This window comes from Pseudomonas sp. SW-3 (assembly GCF_016615645.1).
Classification (GTDB): domain Bacteria; phylum Pseudomonadota; class Gammaproteobacteria; order Pseudomonadales; family Pseudomonadaceae; genus Aquipseudomonas; species Aquipseudomonas mandelii.
Window position 1 is genome coordinate 5622015 of record NZ_CP067098.1, and the last position, 15370, is coordinate 5637384.

The following is a 15370-nucleotide window of genomic DNA, read 5'->3' on the forward strand; positions in this document are numbered from 1 at the left end:
CGCAGCCGTTACTTGATGTAAAGCTGTGTCGACATCGTGTTGCGGGGCGCGTTGATGGACGTGTTGCTGAAGGTGAAGATGCCGTCCTGCTTGCCCTTCAGATCGAAGATGTACAGATAGCCGACGGTTGTTTCTCCGGATGCGCACTCCTTCAGGTTGCCGGTTTGATAGGCACACACCGCCTTCCGGGTGCCGTCTACGTTAAAACCATCCAGCGCGACGTGCGGACTAAGGCTGCCATATCCAATTTCCAGAACGTAGACCTTGATGTCCGGACCACTGTGGTCGCAGCTCGTCTGCTCCTGTTTCTCGACAATGTTTTCAAGACCACAGCCCGGCGATTGGACCTTGATCACTTTCACCTGGCTCAACGGAGCCGCCATCGCCGCCGAAGCAGTTTGCGCCCCCAGCCACAACGCCATCGCGACGCCCCCCACCGCAATCCCACGCTTTTTAATGCACCTCATAACGCCCCCCCAATACCAGCGCGCAGTATGGCTCACTTCGCTTTACGGCAAAACATCGACGACGATCGCAGCCATAAGCAGCCATAGCCCCACGCTGCTGGTATGATGCGCGGCTTTTTCCGGCCCACAGAAAATTACCAGGCGCTATCAGCGGTCTGTGCTTTGCTGTTGAGGTCGATACATTCACGGCGCCCGGCGCGCCACGGGGAGCAGACATGCTGGAAAGGCTGTTTCAACTCAAGGCACACAACACCAACGTGCGGACCGAGATTCTGGCGGGCGTCACGACCTTCTTGGCCATGGCCTACATTCTGTTCGTCAACCCGAGCATCCTCGGTGAGACCGGCATGGACAAGGGCGCGGTGTTTGTCGCGACCTGTCTGGCAGCAGCCATCGGCTCCACGGTGATGGGCCTGATCGCCAACTACCCGATCGCACTCGCGCCGGGCATGGGCCTGAACGCCTTCTTTACCTACACCGTGGTCCTGCACATGGGCCACACCTGGCAAGTGGCGCTGGGGGCGGTGTTCATCTCGGCGGTGCTGTTCTTCCTGTTGTCGATCTTCCGCATCCGCGAATGGATCATCAACAGCATACCGCTGCCGCTACGCTCAGCGATTGCCGCCGGTATCGGCCTGTTCCTGGCGCTGATCGCCCTGCATAACGCCGGCATCGTCGTCAGCAACCCGGCGACCATGGTTGGCCTCGGTGATTTGAAGCAACCCGCTCCGATCCTCGCGACCCTCGGTTTTGCCCTGATCGTTGCCCTCGAAGCGCTCGCCGTGCGCGGTGCGGTGCTGATCGGCATTCTGGTCGTGACCATCGCGTCCATCGCATTGGGCTTCACGCCGTTCGGCGGCGTGATGTCGATGCCGCCGTCCCTGGCGCCGACCTTCCTGCAACTGGACATCAAAGGTGCGCTCGACATCGGTCTGGTCAGCGTGATTTTCGCTTTCCTGTTCGTCGACCTGTTCGATAACTCCGGCACCCTGATCGGCGTCGCCAAGCGCGCCGGCCTGATGGGCAAGGACGGCCATATGCCGAAAATGGGCCGCGCCCTGATCGCCGACAGCACCGCGGCCATGGCCGGTTCGCTGCTGGGCACCTCGACCACCACCAGCTACATTGAATCCGCCGCTGGCGTGAGTGCCGGTGGCCGTACCGGCCTCACGGCCGTCGTGGTGGCGATCCTGTTCCTGCTGGCGCTGTTCTTCTCGCCGTTGGCCGCCAGCGTTCCGGCGTTCGCCACCGCACCGGCGCTGCTGTTCGTCGCGGTGTTGATGACATCCGGCCTGGCCGAAATAGACTGGGATGACATCACCGTCGCCGCACCGGTCGTGGTCACTACGCTGGCCATGCCGTTCACGTATTCCATCGCCAACGGCATCGCCTTCGGTTTCATCTCCTGGACCGCGATCAAGTTGCTGTCCGGCCGCGGCCGTGAGCTGAACCCGGCGCTGGTGATTCTTTCGATTCTGTTTGTGATCAAGTTGGGTTGGTTCAACGCATGACTTTTGATTCCCAGGCCTACGCCGTTCAGCTCGAAGAAAAGGTCACGCGCCTGCGCGATCTGCTGGCCCCGTTCGATGCACCGGAACCTGCGGTGTTTGACTCGCCGCTGAAAAATTTCCGCCTGCGCGCCGAATTCCGCCTGTGGCGCGAAGGCGGCGATCGGCATTACGCGATGTTTTCCCAGGAAGACAAACGCACGCCGATCCTGATCGAAGCGTTCCCGATCGCCAGCCTGCGCATCAATGAACTGATGCCGCAGCTCAAGGCGGCCTGGAAGGCAAGTGCGGCGCTGAGCCACAAGCTGTTTCAGGTGGAGTTTCTGACCACCCTGGCCGGCGATGCGATGATCACCTTGTGCTATCACCGTCCACTGGATGAACACTGGCACGCGGCGGCATCGAAACTGGCCACCGACCTGAACGTCAGCGTTATCGGTCGTTCGAAAGGCAAACGCGAAGTGATTGGCCATGATTACGTGGTCGAGAAACTCGACGTCGGTGGCCGCACGTTCAGCTACCGCCAGCCCGAAGGTGCATTCACCCAGCCCAACGGCACCGTGAACCAGAAGATGCTCAACTGGGCTTACGACGCCCTCGGCGATCGCCCGGACGATTTGCTGGAGCTGTATTGCGGCAACGGCAACTTCACCCTGCCGCTGGCGACCCGTGTGCGCAAAGTGCTGGCCACGGAAATCAGCAAGACTTCGGTCAACGCCGCACTGAGCAACCTCAGCGAAAACGCTGTGGATAACGTCACCCTGGTGCGGTTGTCCGCAGAAGAGCTGACCGAAGCCCTGAACGAAGTTCGCCCGTTCCGTCGCCTGCAGGGGATCGACCTGAAGAGCTACGAATTCGGTAGCGTCTTCGTCGACCCGCCTCGCGCCGGCATGGACCCGGACACCTGCGAGCTGACCCGGCGCTTCGACAACATCCTCTACATCTCCTGCAACCCGGAAACCCTGGCCGCCAACATCGCCCAGTTGCACGACACCCATCGCATCACCCAGTGCGCGATGTTCGACCAGTTTCCGTGGACACATCACATGGAATCCGGGGTGTTGCTGACCCGTCGTTGAAGGTCAGTCGCTTAGACAAATCAGCCGTCATCACGACGGCTTTTTTGTGGGTGCTCAGTCGGTGACATCTGTCCTGCGCGGACGCCCGCCTTTTCGGCCATTGGCCCGCGCGGCCTCGGCTTTGGCGGCGCTGCTTTGGCGACCATTGCGCGAGGCGATGACCGAGGCAGCCATGTCCATCAACGGCTTGCTCGCAGAAATCATCCCAGCGATGGACACGTGCAGATCCTTGCCCTCATGGCACAGGGCGGTTCCGGAAAAGCCGACTTTGAGGTCTGCGAAATCCTCGACGTCAAAATCATCAAATTCCGGATAGTGCTGCACGGGCAGCAGCACGCCACTGCCATCAATGAAACTGACCGCCAGACAAGGCTCCACAAACCTCACCAAAGTCGCCTGCAATCCGCTCTTCTGGCGCACTTGCCCGCGCTGGATGGCTTCATCCAGCACGACCTCGGTGACAGGCCGATCGACCAGCATGCCTGCCTGTATCGTTTTCATAGTTGGATCTCCACACCCTCAGGAGCGCCGATCAGCGCCAACAGGGTCTTGTTCGTCTCGGGTTCATAGCAAGCCGAGCCAATCATCCAGGTCGTACTCGCAATCCTTTTTATCACCACGACTTCGCTGGCCTGCCAGTCCCAAATCTGATGATCAAGACAGACCGTGTGCAACTCGCCCCACCAGATGGCACGGGCGCGGCGCAAGTGGGCGGGTTGGCCGAGTGCGTGACGCAATCCTTCCAGCACGGCCACTGGCGGCCGATTTGAATGAGGAACCACATCCCACAGCTCGACGCTGTTGTGCCAAAAGCAGAATTTGAAGCGTGCGCTCCAGCTTCCGGCGTCCACATGTGCGTGAGGTGGACAGTGCTCATCACGCAACATGATCACCATTGAAAACCCTTTGTAGCTGAATAACCGCATACCAACCCATCCGTTAGGTTAAGGAATCCGAAGACCCGACATTCCCTGGAAAACCGACAATTGGCGCGACGCCAAATCGCCTTTACGCCTCTGAGACTAGCGCCAAGCCTCGCCTTGGACCGGTGGATAACGGCGCAAAATAGTAAGCAATCCTTTCGCCGCGCCCACAAAAAAGCCGTCACGAGGACGGCTCTGCGGGCGTGTAACACCCTCATCCCGGCAGGTTTTTTCGATACTCGGTGGTGGTCATGCCGGCATAACCCCAGTTATCGGTGTCGACTTCTTCGATCACGATGTGGGTCAATTTCGGATCCTTGCCGAGGACTCGCTCCAAGGTGTCGGTAATCTCGGCGATGACTTGGGCTTTCTGCTCCCGGGTGACGCCGTCACGGGTAATACGCACGCTGACGAAAGGCATGATGCTGCTCCTGGCCGGTTATCAAAGAAGACGCCGGTCAAGTAAAGCACCGCCGGGCCGATTTCATCTACAGTGGCGAAATCCAGTCCCTCATTGACCCCCGGTGTCATCCATCATGCAGCGAGTATTCGACGATCTTCAGCTGGGCAGCATCGAACTGTTTTGCCTCGCCGCCGAGGCCGGCAGCTTTACGGCGGCCGCGTTGGTGGCGGGTGTCACACCGGCCGCCGTGAGTCGATCGGTGTCGCGCATGGAAGAACGTCTGGGCGTGCGGCTGTTTGCGCGCACCACCCGCAGCGTCAAGCTGACCGACAGTGGTCGGCGCTATTACGAAGAATGTCGTCAGGCCCTGGCGCAGTTGGTGGAGGCTCAGCGCGAGGTCATGGGCCAGCAACAGCAACCGTCCGGGACACTGCGCATCAGTATTCCCACGACGTATGCGCACCATCGGATCTTGCCGTTGTTGCCGGCATTCCGGGCGCGTTTTCCAGACGTGAAAGTCGAATCGCACATCAGCAATCGCAACATCGATTTTGTCGGCGAAGGCTATGACATGGCGATCCGCGTGCGGGCGATTCCGGATTCCGGCCTCATCGCCCGGCACCTTGAGGACGCCGCCCTGGTGATGATTGCCAGCCCCGATTACCTGAAGCGCGCGGGCACCCCGCAAAGCCTGGACGACCTTGCGCAGCACGAATGCATTCAATACGAATTGCCCAGCAGCGGTCGGCGCATTGCCTGGCTGTTCAACGACGACGGCGTCCCGCGGGAGATTCTTGCCGAGGGCAGCCTCAGTTGTTCTGACGACGTACTCGGCGGCGTGACCCTGGCCAAACACGGGGCGGGGCTTTTTCAAACCTACCGCTTCATCGTTGAAAACGAACTGGCCGATGGCTCATTGGTGGAAGTGCTCAAGCCGTATGGCGGACGCTCGCGCCCCTTCACCCTGCTCTATCCACAGACCCGTCATATGCCGCTTAGACTGCGGGCATTTATCGATTTCCTGGTCGAGCATCTGCCGCGATAAGTCGTGCGACTGTCCGATCACCGCACACAAAACCTCAAAGAAACCGCTCTTCAATTGACCGAACTAACCAGCTAGTACAATTTATCTCCACAGGCTGATCACCCCAGCCCATTCCAAAAATAATATGTGGAGAGACTTCGATGTCCCCTATCGTTCTGGTGCTCAACGGCCCGAATCTGAACCTGCTTGGCACCCGCGAACCGGCGACTTATGGTCACGAAACCCTGGCCGATATCTCTGCCCTGTGCGGGCGCGCCGCCGAAGAGTTCGGCCTGGTCGTGGAATTTCGCCAGACCAACCATGAAGGCGAATTGCTTGACTGGATTCACGCGGCCCGTGGCCGTTGCGCCGGGATTGTCATCAACCCGGCGGCCTGGACGCACACGTCAGTCGCGATCCGCGATGCCTTGGTCGCCAGCGAATTGCCGGTGGTTGAAGTTCACCTGTCCAATGTTCACGCCCGCGAACCCTTCCGGCATCACTCCTTCGTTTCCGCCATTGCCACAGCGGTGATGGCCGGTTTCGGCAGCCATGGTTATCGCCTGGCGCTGGATTACTTCAGCCAACGTTTGAAGGGGTAAGCACCGTGACTCAGAACAACGCGGTACTGGCCGGGCTGATCGGCGCCGGCATCCAGGCTTCCCGTACTCCGGCACTGCACGAGCATGAAGGTGATGCCCAGGGTTTGCGTTATCTGTATCGCTTGATCGACCTCGATCAGTTGAAACTCGACAGCAGCGCCCTGCCCGATCTGTTGATGGCCGCCGAACGCATGAACTTCACCGGCCTGAATATCACCTTCCCGTGCAAGCAGGCGATCATCCCGTTGCTCGACGAATTGTCGCCGGAAGCTCGCGGCATCGGGGCGGTGAACACGGTCGTGCTGAAGGACGGCAAGCGCATCGGCCACAACACCGATTGCCTCGGTTTTGCCGAGGGTTTTCGCCGGGGCTTGAAGGACGTTGCCCGCGAGCGTGTGGTCCAGATGGGCGCTGGCGGGGCCGGAGCGGCAGTGGCCCACGCGCTGTTGAGCGAAGGCGTACAGCTGCTGAGTATTTTCGATGTGGAGATCAGCCGTGCGCAGTCCTTGGCGGACAATCTCAATCAACACTTCGGCGCTGGCCGGGCCGTGGCGGGGCATGATTTGCCGAGCACGTTGGGCCAGGCGAATGGGTTAGTGAACACCACGCCCATGGGCATGAAAAAACTGCCGGGCATGCCGGTTCCGGTGGAGTTGCTTCGGGCTGAGTTGTGGGTGGCGGAGATTGTTTATTTTCCGCTGGAAACCGAGTTGCTACGCAATGCCCGCGCCTTGGGTTGCCGAACGCTGGATGGCAGCAACATGGCGGTGTTTCAGGCGGTGAAGGCGTTTGAGTTGTTCAGTGGCGTGGTGCCGGATGCGCAGCGGATGTTGGCGCATTTTCAGAGCATGAATGGCTAAGGTTGAAAGTATGAGGGCTGCATCGCAGCCCAACGGGGCGATGCGGCGTTCCGACGCCCCCTCGCCACAGGTCAGGCCTGCAGGTATCGCAAAACCGACTCGCAAATCATTTCCCGATGACGCTGCTTGATGCTTTCGTCCGGCAAGTCGATCTGAAAAATCTCACCGAAGGTATGGCGGTTGGACACGCGATAAAAGCAAAACGAGCTGATCAGCAGATGCACATCCAGCGGCTCAAGCCCTGAACGGAACACGCCCTCTTCAGCCCCGCGACGCAAAATCACGCCCAGGGAATCGAGGATGGTGTTGTTCATCGCCTTGATCGCATCGGAACGCTTCACGTACTCCGCGTTGTGAATGTTCTCGATGCTGACGATGCGCACGAAATCGACGTTGCGGTCATGGTGGTCGAAGGTGAATTCCACCAGTCGCCGAATCGCCTCCACCGGCGCCAGTTCGGCCAGGTGCAGATGGTTTTCCGTGTTGCGGATGTCGCCGTAGAGTTTCTCCAGCACCTCGACGTACAGCTGTTCCTTACTGCCGAAGTAGTAATAAATCATGCGTTTGGAAGTGTGGATGCGCTCGGCGATGGCATCGACGCGAGCACCGGAAAGCCCTTGCTGGACGAATTCGACAATCGCCTCTTGAAGGATGTTCTCGCGGGTCTTTTCCGGGTTGTTCTTGCGACTCTTGCGCGGCCCGGCAATCGGTTCGGCGGGCACTGCGGAGAGTTCTGAAGTTATCGTCATTGCGGGCTCACGGCCATCACTGCACAGGCTGGCGATTATGGGCCGCGCCGCACAGTGAAGGAAGCCGCGCGGCAGCGGTTTGTCGCCGTGTTTACGATTTTCCTACAACTTTGCCGGACGTACCGCACCACTTCGGGATTTGGCCATGGCCGCCAGGCGTACCGCCACATTGGCCGCACCGTAACCGGCGTAGCCATTTTTGCGCTGGATGATTTCAAAGAAGAAACGCCCTTCGAACGGCTCCGTGTACACATGGAACAGCTCGCCGCCCTGGGCATCGCGGTCATAAAGAACGTTGAAATACGCCAGTTCACTGAGGAATTCGTCGTCGAAATCGAACCGTGCAGCGAGGTCATCGTAATAGTTGAGCGGAATATCCAGCAGCGGCACGCCCGCCTCTTTGGCACGACTGACTTCGGCAAAGATGTCATCGCAATCAAACGCGATGTGATGCACGCCGGAGCCGCGATAACTCGACAGCGCGTGTGAGATCGCGGTGTTGCGGTTTTCGGAAATGTTCAGCGGCAGGCGAATCGAACTGTCACGACTGCGCAACGCTCGACTTTTCACCAAACCGTAAGGATCGGGCAGCACCACTTCGTCATCGGCTTCGAAATCCAGCAGGCTCTTATAGAACAGCACCCAACTGTCGAGACTGTCGGCCGGCAATGCCATCGCCATGTGGTCGATGCGTTTGAGGCCACCACTGGCCACGGCAGCCGGTTGCAGATGGAAATCAGTGCCGTAGACATCGGCGTCCTGATCCACCAGATAAATCAGGCTGCCATCCGGTGCGCGCACGGCAGCGAGCTCAAGTTCATTGGGGCCGACCAGTCCGCGATACGGTTGCCCCTTGTAGGCCACGGCCCGAGCGAGCGCACTGGCGCTGTCCTTGACCCGCACGGCGGTGGCGCACAGCGACGGACCGTGCGCTTCGAAAAAACTGTGGGCAAACGAGTAAGGCTCGGAATTGAGGATCAGGTTGATGTCACCTTGACGCAGCAGGCTCACGCTCTTGGAGCGATGTTGCCCGGCCTTGACGAAACCCAGTCGCTCCAGCCAATGGGAGAGCTTGGCGCCAAGGCTTTCGTCCACAGCGAATTCGAGAAACTCGATGCCGTTGTATTCGCTGGCCTTGGGCGTCTCGAACAGTATGTCGAGGCTGACCGCCGGTGTCGTTTCCTGTGCCAGACGCTGACGGGTTTTCTCCTCCAGATACAGCAACGAACGCAAACCGTCGGCGGCATTGGCCCGAGGCGGTGCGGCACGGAAACCGTCGTTGAAGATTTCCAGCGACAGCGGCCCGGTGTACCCACTCTTGATGATCGGAGCCAGGAAGCCCGGCAAATAGAATTCGCCCTGACCCGGGAAGCAGCGGAAATGCCGGCTCCACTCGAGCACGTCCATCGCCAGAATCGGTGCGTCGGCCATTTGTACGAAGAAGATTTTATCGCCAGGGATCTCGGCGATCGCACTCGGATCACCCTTGAGCGACAGCGTGTGAAAGCTGTCCAGCAGCACACCGAGGCTTGGGTGATCGGCCTGACGGACGATGTTCCACACCTGTTGCCAGGTGTTCACATGCCGGCCCCAGGCCAGCGCTTCGTAGCCGATCCGCAACCCGCGTGCGCCGGCGCGTTCGGCCAGCAGGCGCAAGTCGTCGATGAGGATATTTTCATCACCGATGGCATCGGCGGACGCGTTGCTGCACACCAGCACCAGGTCGGTGCCCAGTTCCTGCATCAGGTCGAACTTGCGCTCGGCCCGTTCCAGATTGCGATGCAAACGGTCGCGGCGGCAGCCTTCAAAGTCCCGAAAGGGTTGAAACAGTGTGATCGCGATCCCGAGATCGGCGCACATCTGCTTGATTTCCCGCGGGCTGCCGTCGTAGTAGAGAAGGTCGTTTTCGAAGATCTCCACCCCGTCGAACCCGGCGGCGGCAATGGCTTCGAGTTTTTCCGGCAGGGTACCGCTCAAGGAAACGGTGGCAATGGAACGCTGCATATTTCGGCTCCCGGTGGTGGAGACAATCTTATTAAAGGCGTCGCACCCTTTTTGCAGGAGCGAAGCTTGCTCGCGAAGGCGATCTTGAGGACGCCATCGCCGGCAAGCCTGACTCCTACAGGGATCGCGTTTCTCTCGGGGGAATTATTGGCTTGGCAGTCGAACACAGCAATTTAAAGTGTACTATCCAGTTAGTTTTGCGTGCGATTATCGAACACAATGACCCTTGGCGAATTGACGATTTTTCGTCCACTGCCCAACATCGACGACACATTGAGCCCGGTCACACACATCGGTCTCGATGACCAAAGACTCAGAACACCACATAAAAATAATCGGTGGCCTACATGACTCCTTCTCAAAGCTCTCCCGTGGAGCGTTCCTCCATGACTCCTGCCAGCGGCGGTATCGGCGACAAGATTCGCGGCGCCATGGCGGTCGGCAAGACCCGTTGGGGCATGCTGGCACTGGTGTTTTTTGCCACCACGCTCAACTACATCGACCGCGCTGCACTGGGCGTCATGCAGCCTATCCTCGCCAAGGAAATGAGCTGGACGGCGATGGACTACGCCAACATCAACTTCTGGTTCCAGGTCGGCTACGCCATCGGTTTCGTGCTGCAAGGCCGGTTGATCGATCGGGTCGGCGTGAAGCGCGTGTTCTTCTGCGCAGTGTTGCTCTGGAGCCTGGCGACCGGCGCCCACGGCCTGGCCACGTCGGCGGTCGGCTTCATGGTCTGCCGGTTCATCCTCGGTTTGACCGAAGCCGCCAACTACCCGGCTTGCGTGAAAACCACGCGCTTGTGGTTCCCGGCCGGCGAGCGCGCCGTGGCCACCGGCATCTTCAACGCCGGCACCAACGTCGGCGCAATGTTCACGCCGATGCTGCTGCCGCTGATCCTGCACGTGTGGGGCTGGCAAGCCGCGTTCCTGTGCATGGCGTCACTGGGCGGGATCTGGTTGCTGTTCTGGGGTTTGAAGTACTTCAACCCGGAAGACCATCCGAGCGTCAAACAATCGGAACTGGACTACATCCAGAAGGAAGTCGAGCCGGAGCAGACCCGTGTACCGTTCTCGAAAATCCTGCGCATGCGTGGCACCTGGGCCTTCGCCCTCGCCTACTCCATCACCGCACCGGTGTTCTGGTTCTACCTGTACTGGCTGCCGCCGTTTCTCAATCAGCAATACAACCTGGGGATCAACGTGACCCAGATGGGTATCCCGCTGATCATCATCTACCTGACTGCAGACTTCGGCAGCGTCGGCGGCGGGATCCTGTCCTCGCTCCTGATCGGCCGCGGCATGAATCCGATCAAGGCGCGCCTGTTGTCCATGTTCCTGTTCGCCTGCTGCATCGTCGGCGTAATCATGGCGGCGGGTTCGAGCAGTCTGTGGGTCGCGGTGTTCGCCATCTCCCTGGCCATCGGTGCGCACCAGGCGTGGACCGCCAACATCTGGAGCCTGGTGATGGACTACACGCCTAAACACATGATGAGTACGGTATTTGGCTTCGGCGGCATGTGCGCAGCCATCGGCGGTATGTTCATGACTCAGTTGGTCGGCCACATCCTGACGGTCACCAACAACAACTACACCGTGCTGTTCACCCTGATTCCGGCGATGTACTTCATTGCCCTGACCTGGATGTACTTCATGGCACCGCGCAAGATTCCTACTGTCACCGAGTAAAGTCCCCTCCCTTGGCAGGCCTGGTTCCAGGCCTGCCTGTTTGATTTTCCTACCGACGACTCTGTTGCCACGCCGCCGCCAACCCGCTGCAGCAAATCACCGCGATCCCGATCACTGTGGTCAGGGTCGGTGTGTGGGAGAACAGCAGCCAGCCCAGCAAACCGGCAAAGACGATCTGGCAGTAACCGAACGGCGCCAACAACGCGGGAGCGGCGTGGCGGAAAGCCTGAGTCAGAAACAAATGCGCGGTCATCCCGCAGGTCCCCAGCGCCACCATCATGAAACCATGCCCCAGTGTCGGCACTTGCCAGAAGAACGGCACCAGCGCGCTCATCACCAGGGTGTTGCACAAGCCGGCGAAGAAGTTGCTGGTGGTCGGGCTGTCGATGTTGCTGAGCTTGCGAGTGAGCAACTGATAAAAGCAGAAAAACAGCGCCGAACAGAGCGGCAGCAACACCGCCGGCGTGAACAGATCGCCACCGGGGTGGACGATGATCAACACGCCGATAAATCCGCAAATCACCGCGATCCATTGGCCACGTGTCACGCGCTCCCCCAGCAGCGGCACCGAGAGCGCAGTCACCAGAACCGGCGCAAGAAAGTTGACCGCCGTCGCTTCAGCCAACGGGATGTACTGCAGGCCGGTGGTAAAAAACAAACTGGTGCCCAACAGGCACAACGCCCTCACCAATTGCAGCATCGGTCGTTTGGTCCGTAGGACGCGCAACCCGGACTGCGGCAGAAAAATCCCGGCCATCAACAAGGTGTGCACCACATAACGAGCCCAGACCACCATCACGATCGGATAGAAGCCCGAGAGGTATTTCGAAAAAGCGTCATGGCTGGAAAACAGGAAAGTGGCAACGACAATCAGCAAAATCCCTTTGAAGGGCTGGTTAACGCCGGAGAGCGGAGTGCTGGCGGTCATGGGTTTCCCTTGAGAAGTGAAACGTGTCTCGGGCGGCGAGTTCCAATAATTTAGAACCTGGTTCCAGATTCCAACACAAGCTTCAGCCGAAAGTGTTCGAATACCGCACAGTTTCACGATCAATAAAAATCAACCGTGGGAGTGAGCCTGCTCGCGATGGCGGACTGACATTCAACATTTGAGCTATTTGAAAGTTCACTTTCGCGAGCAGGCTCGCTCCCCATAAATTAGCTGAACAACTCCGACGCCAGACTCGCCGCCGCCAATTCCTCGGTATACCTCAACAACAGCGGCGCCAATTCATGCAACCGCGCCCCCGGCATCCGCGCACTCGGTCCGGCGATGCTCAGCACAGCGATCACACGACCCTCGCTCGGATGCCGCACCACCGCCGCGATCGCCGAGGTGCCCACCGCCGAGCTTTCCTCGACCCAGGCATAGCCCTGTTCCCGCGCCAGACGCAGACGTTCGAGCAGTTCAATGTTGGAACGCGGAGCATTCGGCCCGAGGTCTTTTGGCTGCTCGCCGCCCTGGCGCTCAACCAGCGACAACGCTTCGGCATCGCTCATGCACGCCAGCCACGCATGGCCCGATGCGGTATAGAACAACGGCGCATCGCGGCCCATTTCCGGGTCGTAGCGCAGGCCGGAACGGGCCCCCTGGGACTTGGCAATCCAGATCTGCCGCTCGCCTTCAATCACCCCCAGACGCACCAACTCCCCGGTGTCCTGGGCCAGGCGATCCAGCACTGGCTGAACGATATCGGCGCCGCTGCCCGACAAATAACGAAACCCCATCGCCACCAGTTTGGTGGACAAGTGATACCGCAGGTTCTCCGGATTCTGCCGCACATAACCCAACCTGATCAGCTCCGCGAGCAGGCGGTGAGTTGCGCTTTTCGGGATGTCCAGTTGCTCCGCGAGCATCTGCATCGGCAAACCGCGAGGGTCACTGGTGAGGCTTTCGAGCACATTGAAGACACGTTCGATCTGACTGCCGGCCATGGGAGGTTCCACCTACAATTTGCCTGATTCTAGAAGATGAACCCTGTAATGCGAAATCTGGAACCCGATGCTCGACAGACCCGCGGGTCGCCCGTTCGATAAAAATCCGCGCCCTGACGGAATTCAATGGGTGATCCATGTTCCTACAGTCAGCGATTCTTCCGGCCAGTGAACGAAATGCCGGACAGCCGGACTGGCGCCGCCCCCCCACACCAGCAACACTCATCACCACGGACAATCAGAGGATTCCCACATGCTATGGAAAAAAGGCCGACGCAGCGACAACGTGGTCGACGCCCGTGGTGATGATGCCGGCAGCGGTGGCGGTGGGATGCGTTTTGGTGGCGGCAAAGGCCTGAGCCTGACCGCGATCATCCTGATTGTGGGGATCGGCTGGCTCACCGGCCAGGACCCGATGCAAATCCTCGGGCAACTGACCGGACAAATGACCGAGCAATCGGCACCGGCCACCAACCAGAGCCGCAAGGCGCCGCCGGCCAATGATGAAGGGGCCGAATTCGTGCGCTCGATCCTCGGCGATACCGAAGACACCTGGGGCCAGATTTTCCAGCAGGCCGGTCGGCAGTATAAAAACCCGACGCTGGTGCTGTTCAGCAACCGGGTTAATTCGGCCTGTGGTCTGGCGACATCGGCGACCGGACCGTTCTATTGCCCGGCCGACCAGAAGGTCTACCTGGACATGGCTTTTTTCCAGGAAATGTCGCAACGCTTTTCCGCGGCCGGTGACTTCGCCCAGGCCTACGTGATCGCTCATGAAGTCGGACACCACGTTCAGACATTGCTCGGCGTTTCCGCGAAAATTCAGACAGCTCGCCAGCAAGGCCGGCAGATGGAAGGTGATGGCGGCTTGTTGGTACGTCAGGAGTTGCAGGCCGATTGCCTGGCCGGTGTCTGGGCCAACAATGCGCAGCAGCGTCTGAACTGGCTGGAACCGGGTGACATCGAAGAAGCCTTGAACGCGGCCAACGCCATCGGCGATGACCGTTTGCAACAACAGGGGCAGGGTCGGGTGGTACCGGACTCGTTTACCCATGGCACATCGGCGCAAAGGGTGCGCTGGTTCAAAACCGGATTTGCGCAAGGCCAGGTGGGCCAGTGCGATACCTTTGCGGCGAAAAACCTTTAAATGAATAAGTGGTTGTTGATGTTGTTGTTCACCTGCGCGAGCACCCAGGCTGCGGAGCATGGCGTCAAAGAGCTCAGCCCCGGGCGGTTGTTGTTGAAAGAAGGTGAGATGGCAGTGAGCCTCGGCCCGGCGCCCGCGAAAATCGAACGCGTGCTGATCATCATCCATGGTCGTCTGCGCAACGCTGAAACCTATCGCCAGAGCGCCGAGCGCGCAGCGGAACTGGCCGGGCAAAGTGCAAGCACCCTGGTGATCGCGCCGCAATTCCTCAACGAAACCGACATCGCACTTCATCCTGTGGCAGACACGGTGTTGCGCTGGCAGGGCAATGACTGGATGGCAGGAGGTTTATCCACCGCTCCTTTTGCGCTGAGTTCCTTTGCAGCCCTCGATCAAATCATCGAGCGAGTCGGCGACCATCGACAGTTTCCGGACGTGAAGCAAATCATCCTCGCCGGCCACTCCGGTGGCGCTCAGGTGGTGCAGCGATATGCGTTGCTGGCCCGCGAGCAACCGGCCTTGACGGCCGCCGGCGTGAAGCTTCGCTACGTGGTCGCCAACCCTTCGTCCTATGCGTATTTCAATGAGCAGCGGCCAGTGGCGTTCAACCATGCGGCGTGCCCCGGTTTCAATCGCTGGAAATACGGGCTGACGGATTTACCGGTATATGCCAGTGGGCAAACGGCGCCACAGATTGAAGGAAATTACGTCAAACGGGACGTGACTTATCTGCTCGGGCAGCAAGACATCGACCCGCAGCATCCGGCGCTGGACAAAGGTTGCGAGGCCGAAGCCCAAGGAGCCTATCGGCTGGTTCGCGGGAAGAATTTTTTCAATTACCTGCTGCGTCGTAATCCGAAAGGGGTGAATCAGCGGCTGGTTGAAGTGCCGGGGGTCGGGCATAACGGGGATGGGATGCTGACGTCACCGGAGGGGCAGAAGGTATTGTTTGGTCAGTGAGTTTGTATGGCCTGATCTGACGTC

Annotated in this window: 16 protein-coding genes; 8 read left to right on the top strand and 8 right to left on the bottom strand. The window is 59.5% G+C overall.

Annotated elements, in window-relative coordinates; translation table 11 throughout:
• Positions 1-8 precede the first annotated feature (8 nt).
• Positions 9-467, bottom strand: a complete 459-nt coding sequence (locus tag JIO00_RS25435) for a DUF4879 domain-containing protein (RefSeq protein ID WP_200667060.1) — start codon at positions 465-467, stop codon at positions 9-11.
• Between the two features lie 215 nt (positions 468-682).
• Between JIO00_RS25435 and JIO00_RS25440 the strand changes: the two genes are divergently transcribed.
• Together JIO00_RS25440 and trmA are read left to right on the top strand one after the other, a co-directional pair.
• Complete coding sequence (locus JIO00_RS25440) at positions 683-1978, top strand: NCS2 family permease (RefSeq protein WP_010467459.1); 1296 nt, start codon at positions 683-685, stop codon at positions 1976-1978.
• Positions 1975-3054 (top strand): tRNA (uridine(54)-C5)-methyltransferase TrmA, encoded by a 1080-nt coding sequence (trmA, locus tag JIO00_RS25445; RefSeq protein WP_010467457.1) that lies wholly within the window; start codon positions 1975-1977, stop codon positions 3052-3054. Before JIO00_RS25440 ends, trmA begins: the two co-directional genes overlap by 4 nt.
• A gap of 54 nt (positions 3055-3108) precedes the next feature.
• On the opposite strand, the gene JIO00_RS25450 is transcribed toward trmA, so the two are convergent.
• The 3 genes from JIO00_RS25450 to JIO00_RS25460 form a co-directional block, all read right to left on the bottom strand.
• Positions 3109-3555 carry a DUF2442 domain-containing protein gene (locus tag JIO00_RS25450; protein WP_200667062.1) on the bottom strand — a complete coding sequence of 149 codons (447 nt, stop codon included), beginning with the start codon at positions 3553-3555 and terminating at the stop codon, positions 3109-3111.
• Entirely contained in the window at positions 3552-3980 is a 429-nt protein-coding gene (locus JIO00_RS25455; protein WP_154501805.1) for a DUF4160 domain-containing protein, read from the bottom strand. The genes JIO00_RS25450 and JIO00_RS25455 overlap by 4 nt, the downstream gene beginning before the upstream one ends.
• 211 nt (positions 3981-4191) lie before the next feature.
• Positions 4192-4398 (bottom strand): tautomerase family protein, encoded by a 207-nt coding sequence (locus JIO00_RS25460; RefSeq protein ID WP_010467451.1) that lies wholly within the window; start codon positions 4396-4398, stop codon positions 4192-4194.
• 115 nt (positions 4399-4513) lie between these two features.
• On the opposite strand from JIO00_RS25460, the gene JIO00_RS25465 reads away from it, so the two are divergent.
• The 3 genes from JIO00_RS25465 to JIO00_RS25475 all read left to right on the top strand — a co-directional run bounded on the left by JIO00_RS25465 (position 4514) and on the right by JIO00_RS25475 (position 6866).
• Positions 4514-5425: a LysR family transcriptional regulator gene (locus tag JIO00_RS25465; RefSeq protein WP_010467449.1), complete on the top strand. Its 912-nt coding sequence runs from the start codon at positions 4514-4516 to the stop codon at positions 5423-5425.
• A 140-nt stretch (positions 5426-5565) separates the two neighbouring features.
• On the top strand, positions 5566-6006 hold the full coding sequence (aroQ, locus tag JIO00_RS25470; protein WP_200667064.1) for a type II 3-dehydroquinate dehydratase: 441 nt from the start codon (positions 5566-5568) through the stop codon (positions 6004-6006).
• Between the two features lie 5 nt (positions 6007-6011).
• Entirely contained in the window at positions 6012-6866 is an 855-nt protein-coding gene (locus JIO00_RS25475) for a shikimate dehydrogenase (protein WP_200667066.1), read from the top strand.
• Between the two features lie 71 nt (positions 6867-6937).
• Here the strand turns inward: JIO00_RS25475 and JIO00_RS25480 are convergent, their stop codons facing one another.
• Together JIO00_RS25480 and quiC are read right to left on the bottom strand one after the other, a co-directional pair.
• Entirely contained in the window at positions 6938-7615 is a 678-nt protein-coding gene (locus tag JIO00_RS25480) for a TetR/AcrR family transcriptional regulator (protein WP_042932539.1), read from the bottom strand.
• A gap of 102 nt (positions 7616-7717) precedes the next feature.
• A complete protein-coding gene (quiC, locus tag JIO00_RS25485; protein ID WP_200667068.1) occupies positions 7718-9619 on the bottom strand; it encodes a 3-dehydroshikimate dehydratase QuiC in 1902 nt (633 codons plus the stop codon).
• A gap of 386 nt (positions 9620-10005) precedes the next feature.
• Between quiC and JIO00_RS25490 the strand changes: the two genes are divergently transcribed.
• On the top strand, positions 10006-11307 hold the full coding sequence (locus tag JIO00_RS25490) for an MFS transporter (protein ID WP_010467439.1): 1302 nt from the start codon (positions 10006-10008) through the stop codon (positions 11305-11307).
• 49 nt (positions 11308-11356) lie between these two features.
• Here JIO00_RS25490 and JIO00_RS25495 read toward each other — a convergent pair whose 3' ends face one another.
• Complete coding sequence (locus JIO00_RS25495) at positions 11357-12235, bottom strand: DMT family transporter (RefSeq protein WP_172791678.1); 879 nt, start codon at positions 12233-12235, stop codon at positions 11357-11359.
• A 227-nt stretch (positions 12236-12462) separates the two neighbouring features.
• The gene (locus JIO00_RS25500; protein ID WP_200667070.1) at positions 12463-13239 is read right to left on the bottom strand and encodes an IclR family transcriptional regulator; all 777 of its coding nucleotides are present in this window, start codon (positions 13237-13239) and stop codon (positions 12463-12465) included.
• A gap of 253 nt (positions 13240-13492) precedes the next feature.
• On the opposite strand from JIO00_RS25500, the gene ypfJ reads away from it, so the two are divergent.
• Together ypfJ and JIO00_RS25510 are read left to right on the top strand one after the other, a co-directional pair.
• Positions 13493-14386 (top strand): KPN_02809 family neutral zinc metallopeptidase, encoded by an 894-nt coding sequence (ypfJ, locus tag JIO00_RS25505; RefSeq protein ID WP_077749423.1) that lies wholly within the window; start codon positions 13493-13495, stop codon positions 14384-14386.
• Entirely contained in the window at positions 14387-15346 is a 960-nt protein-coding gene (locus tag JIO00_RS25510; RefSeq protein ID WP_200667072.1) for an alpha/beta fold hydrolase, read from the top strand.
• Positions 15347-15370 lie beyond the last annotated feature (24 nt).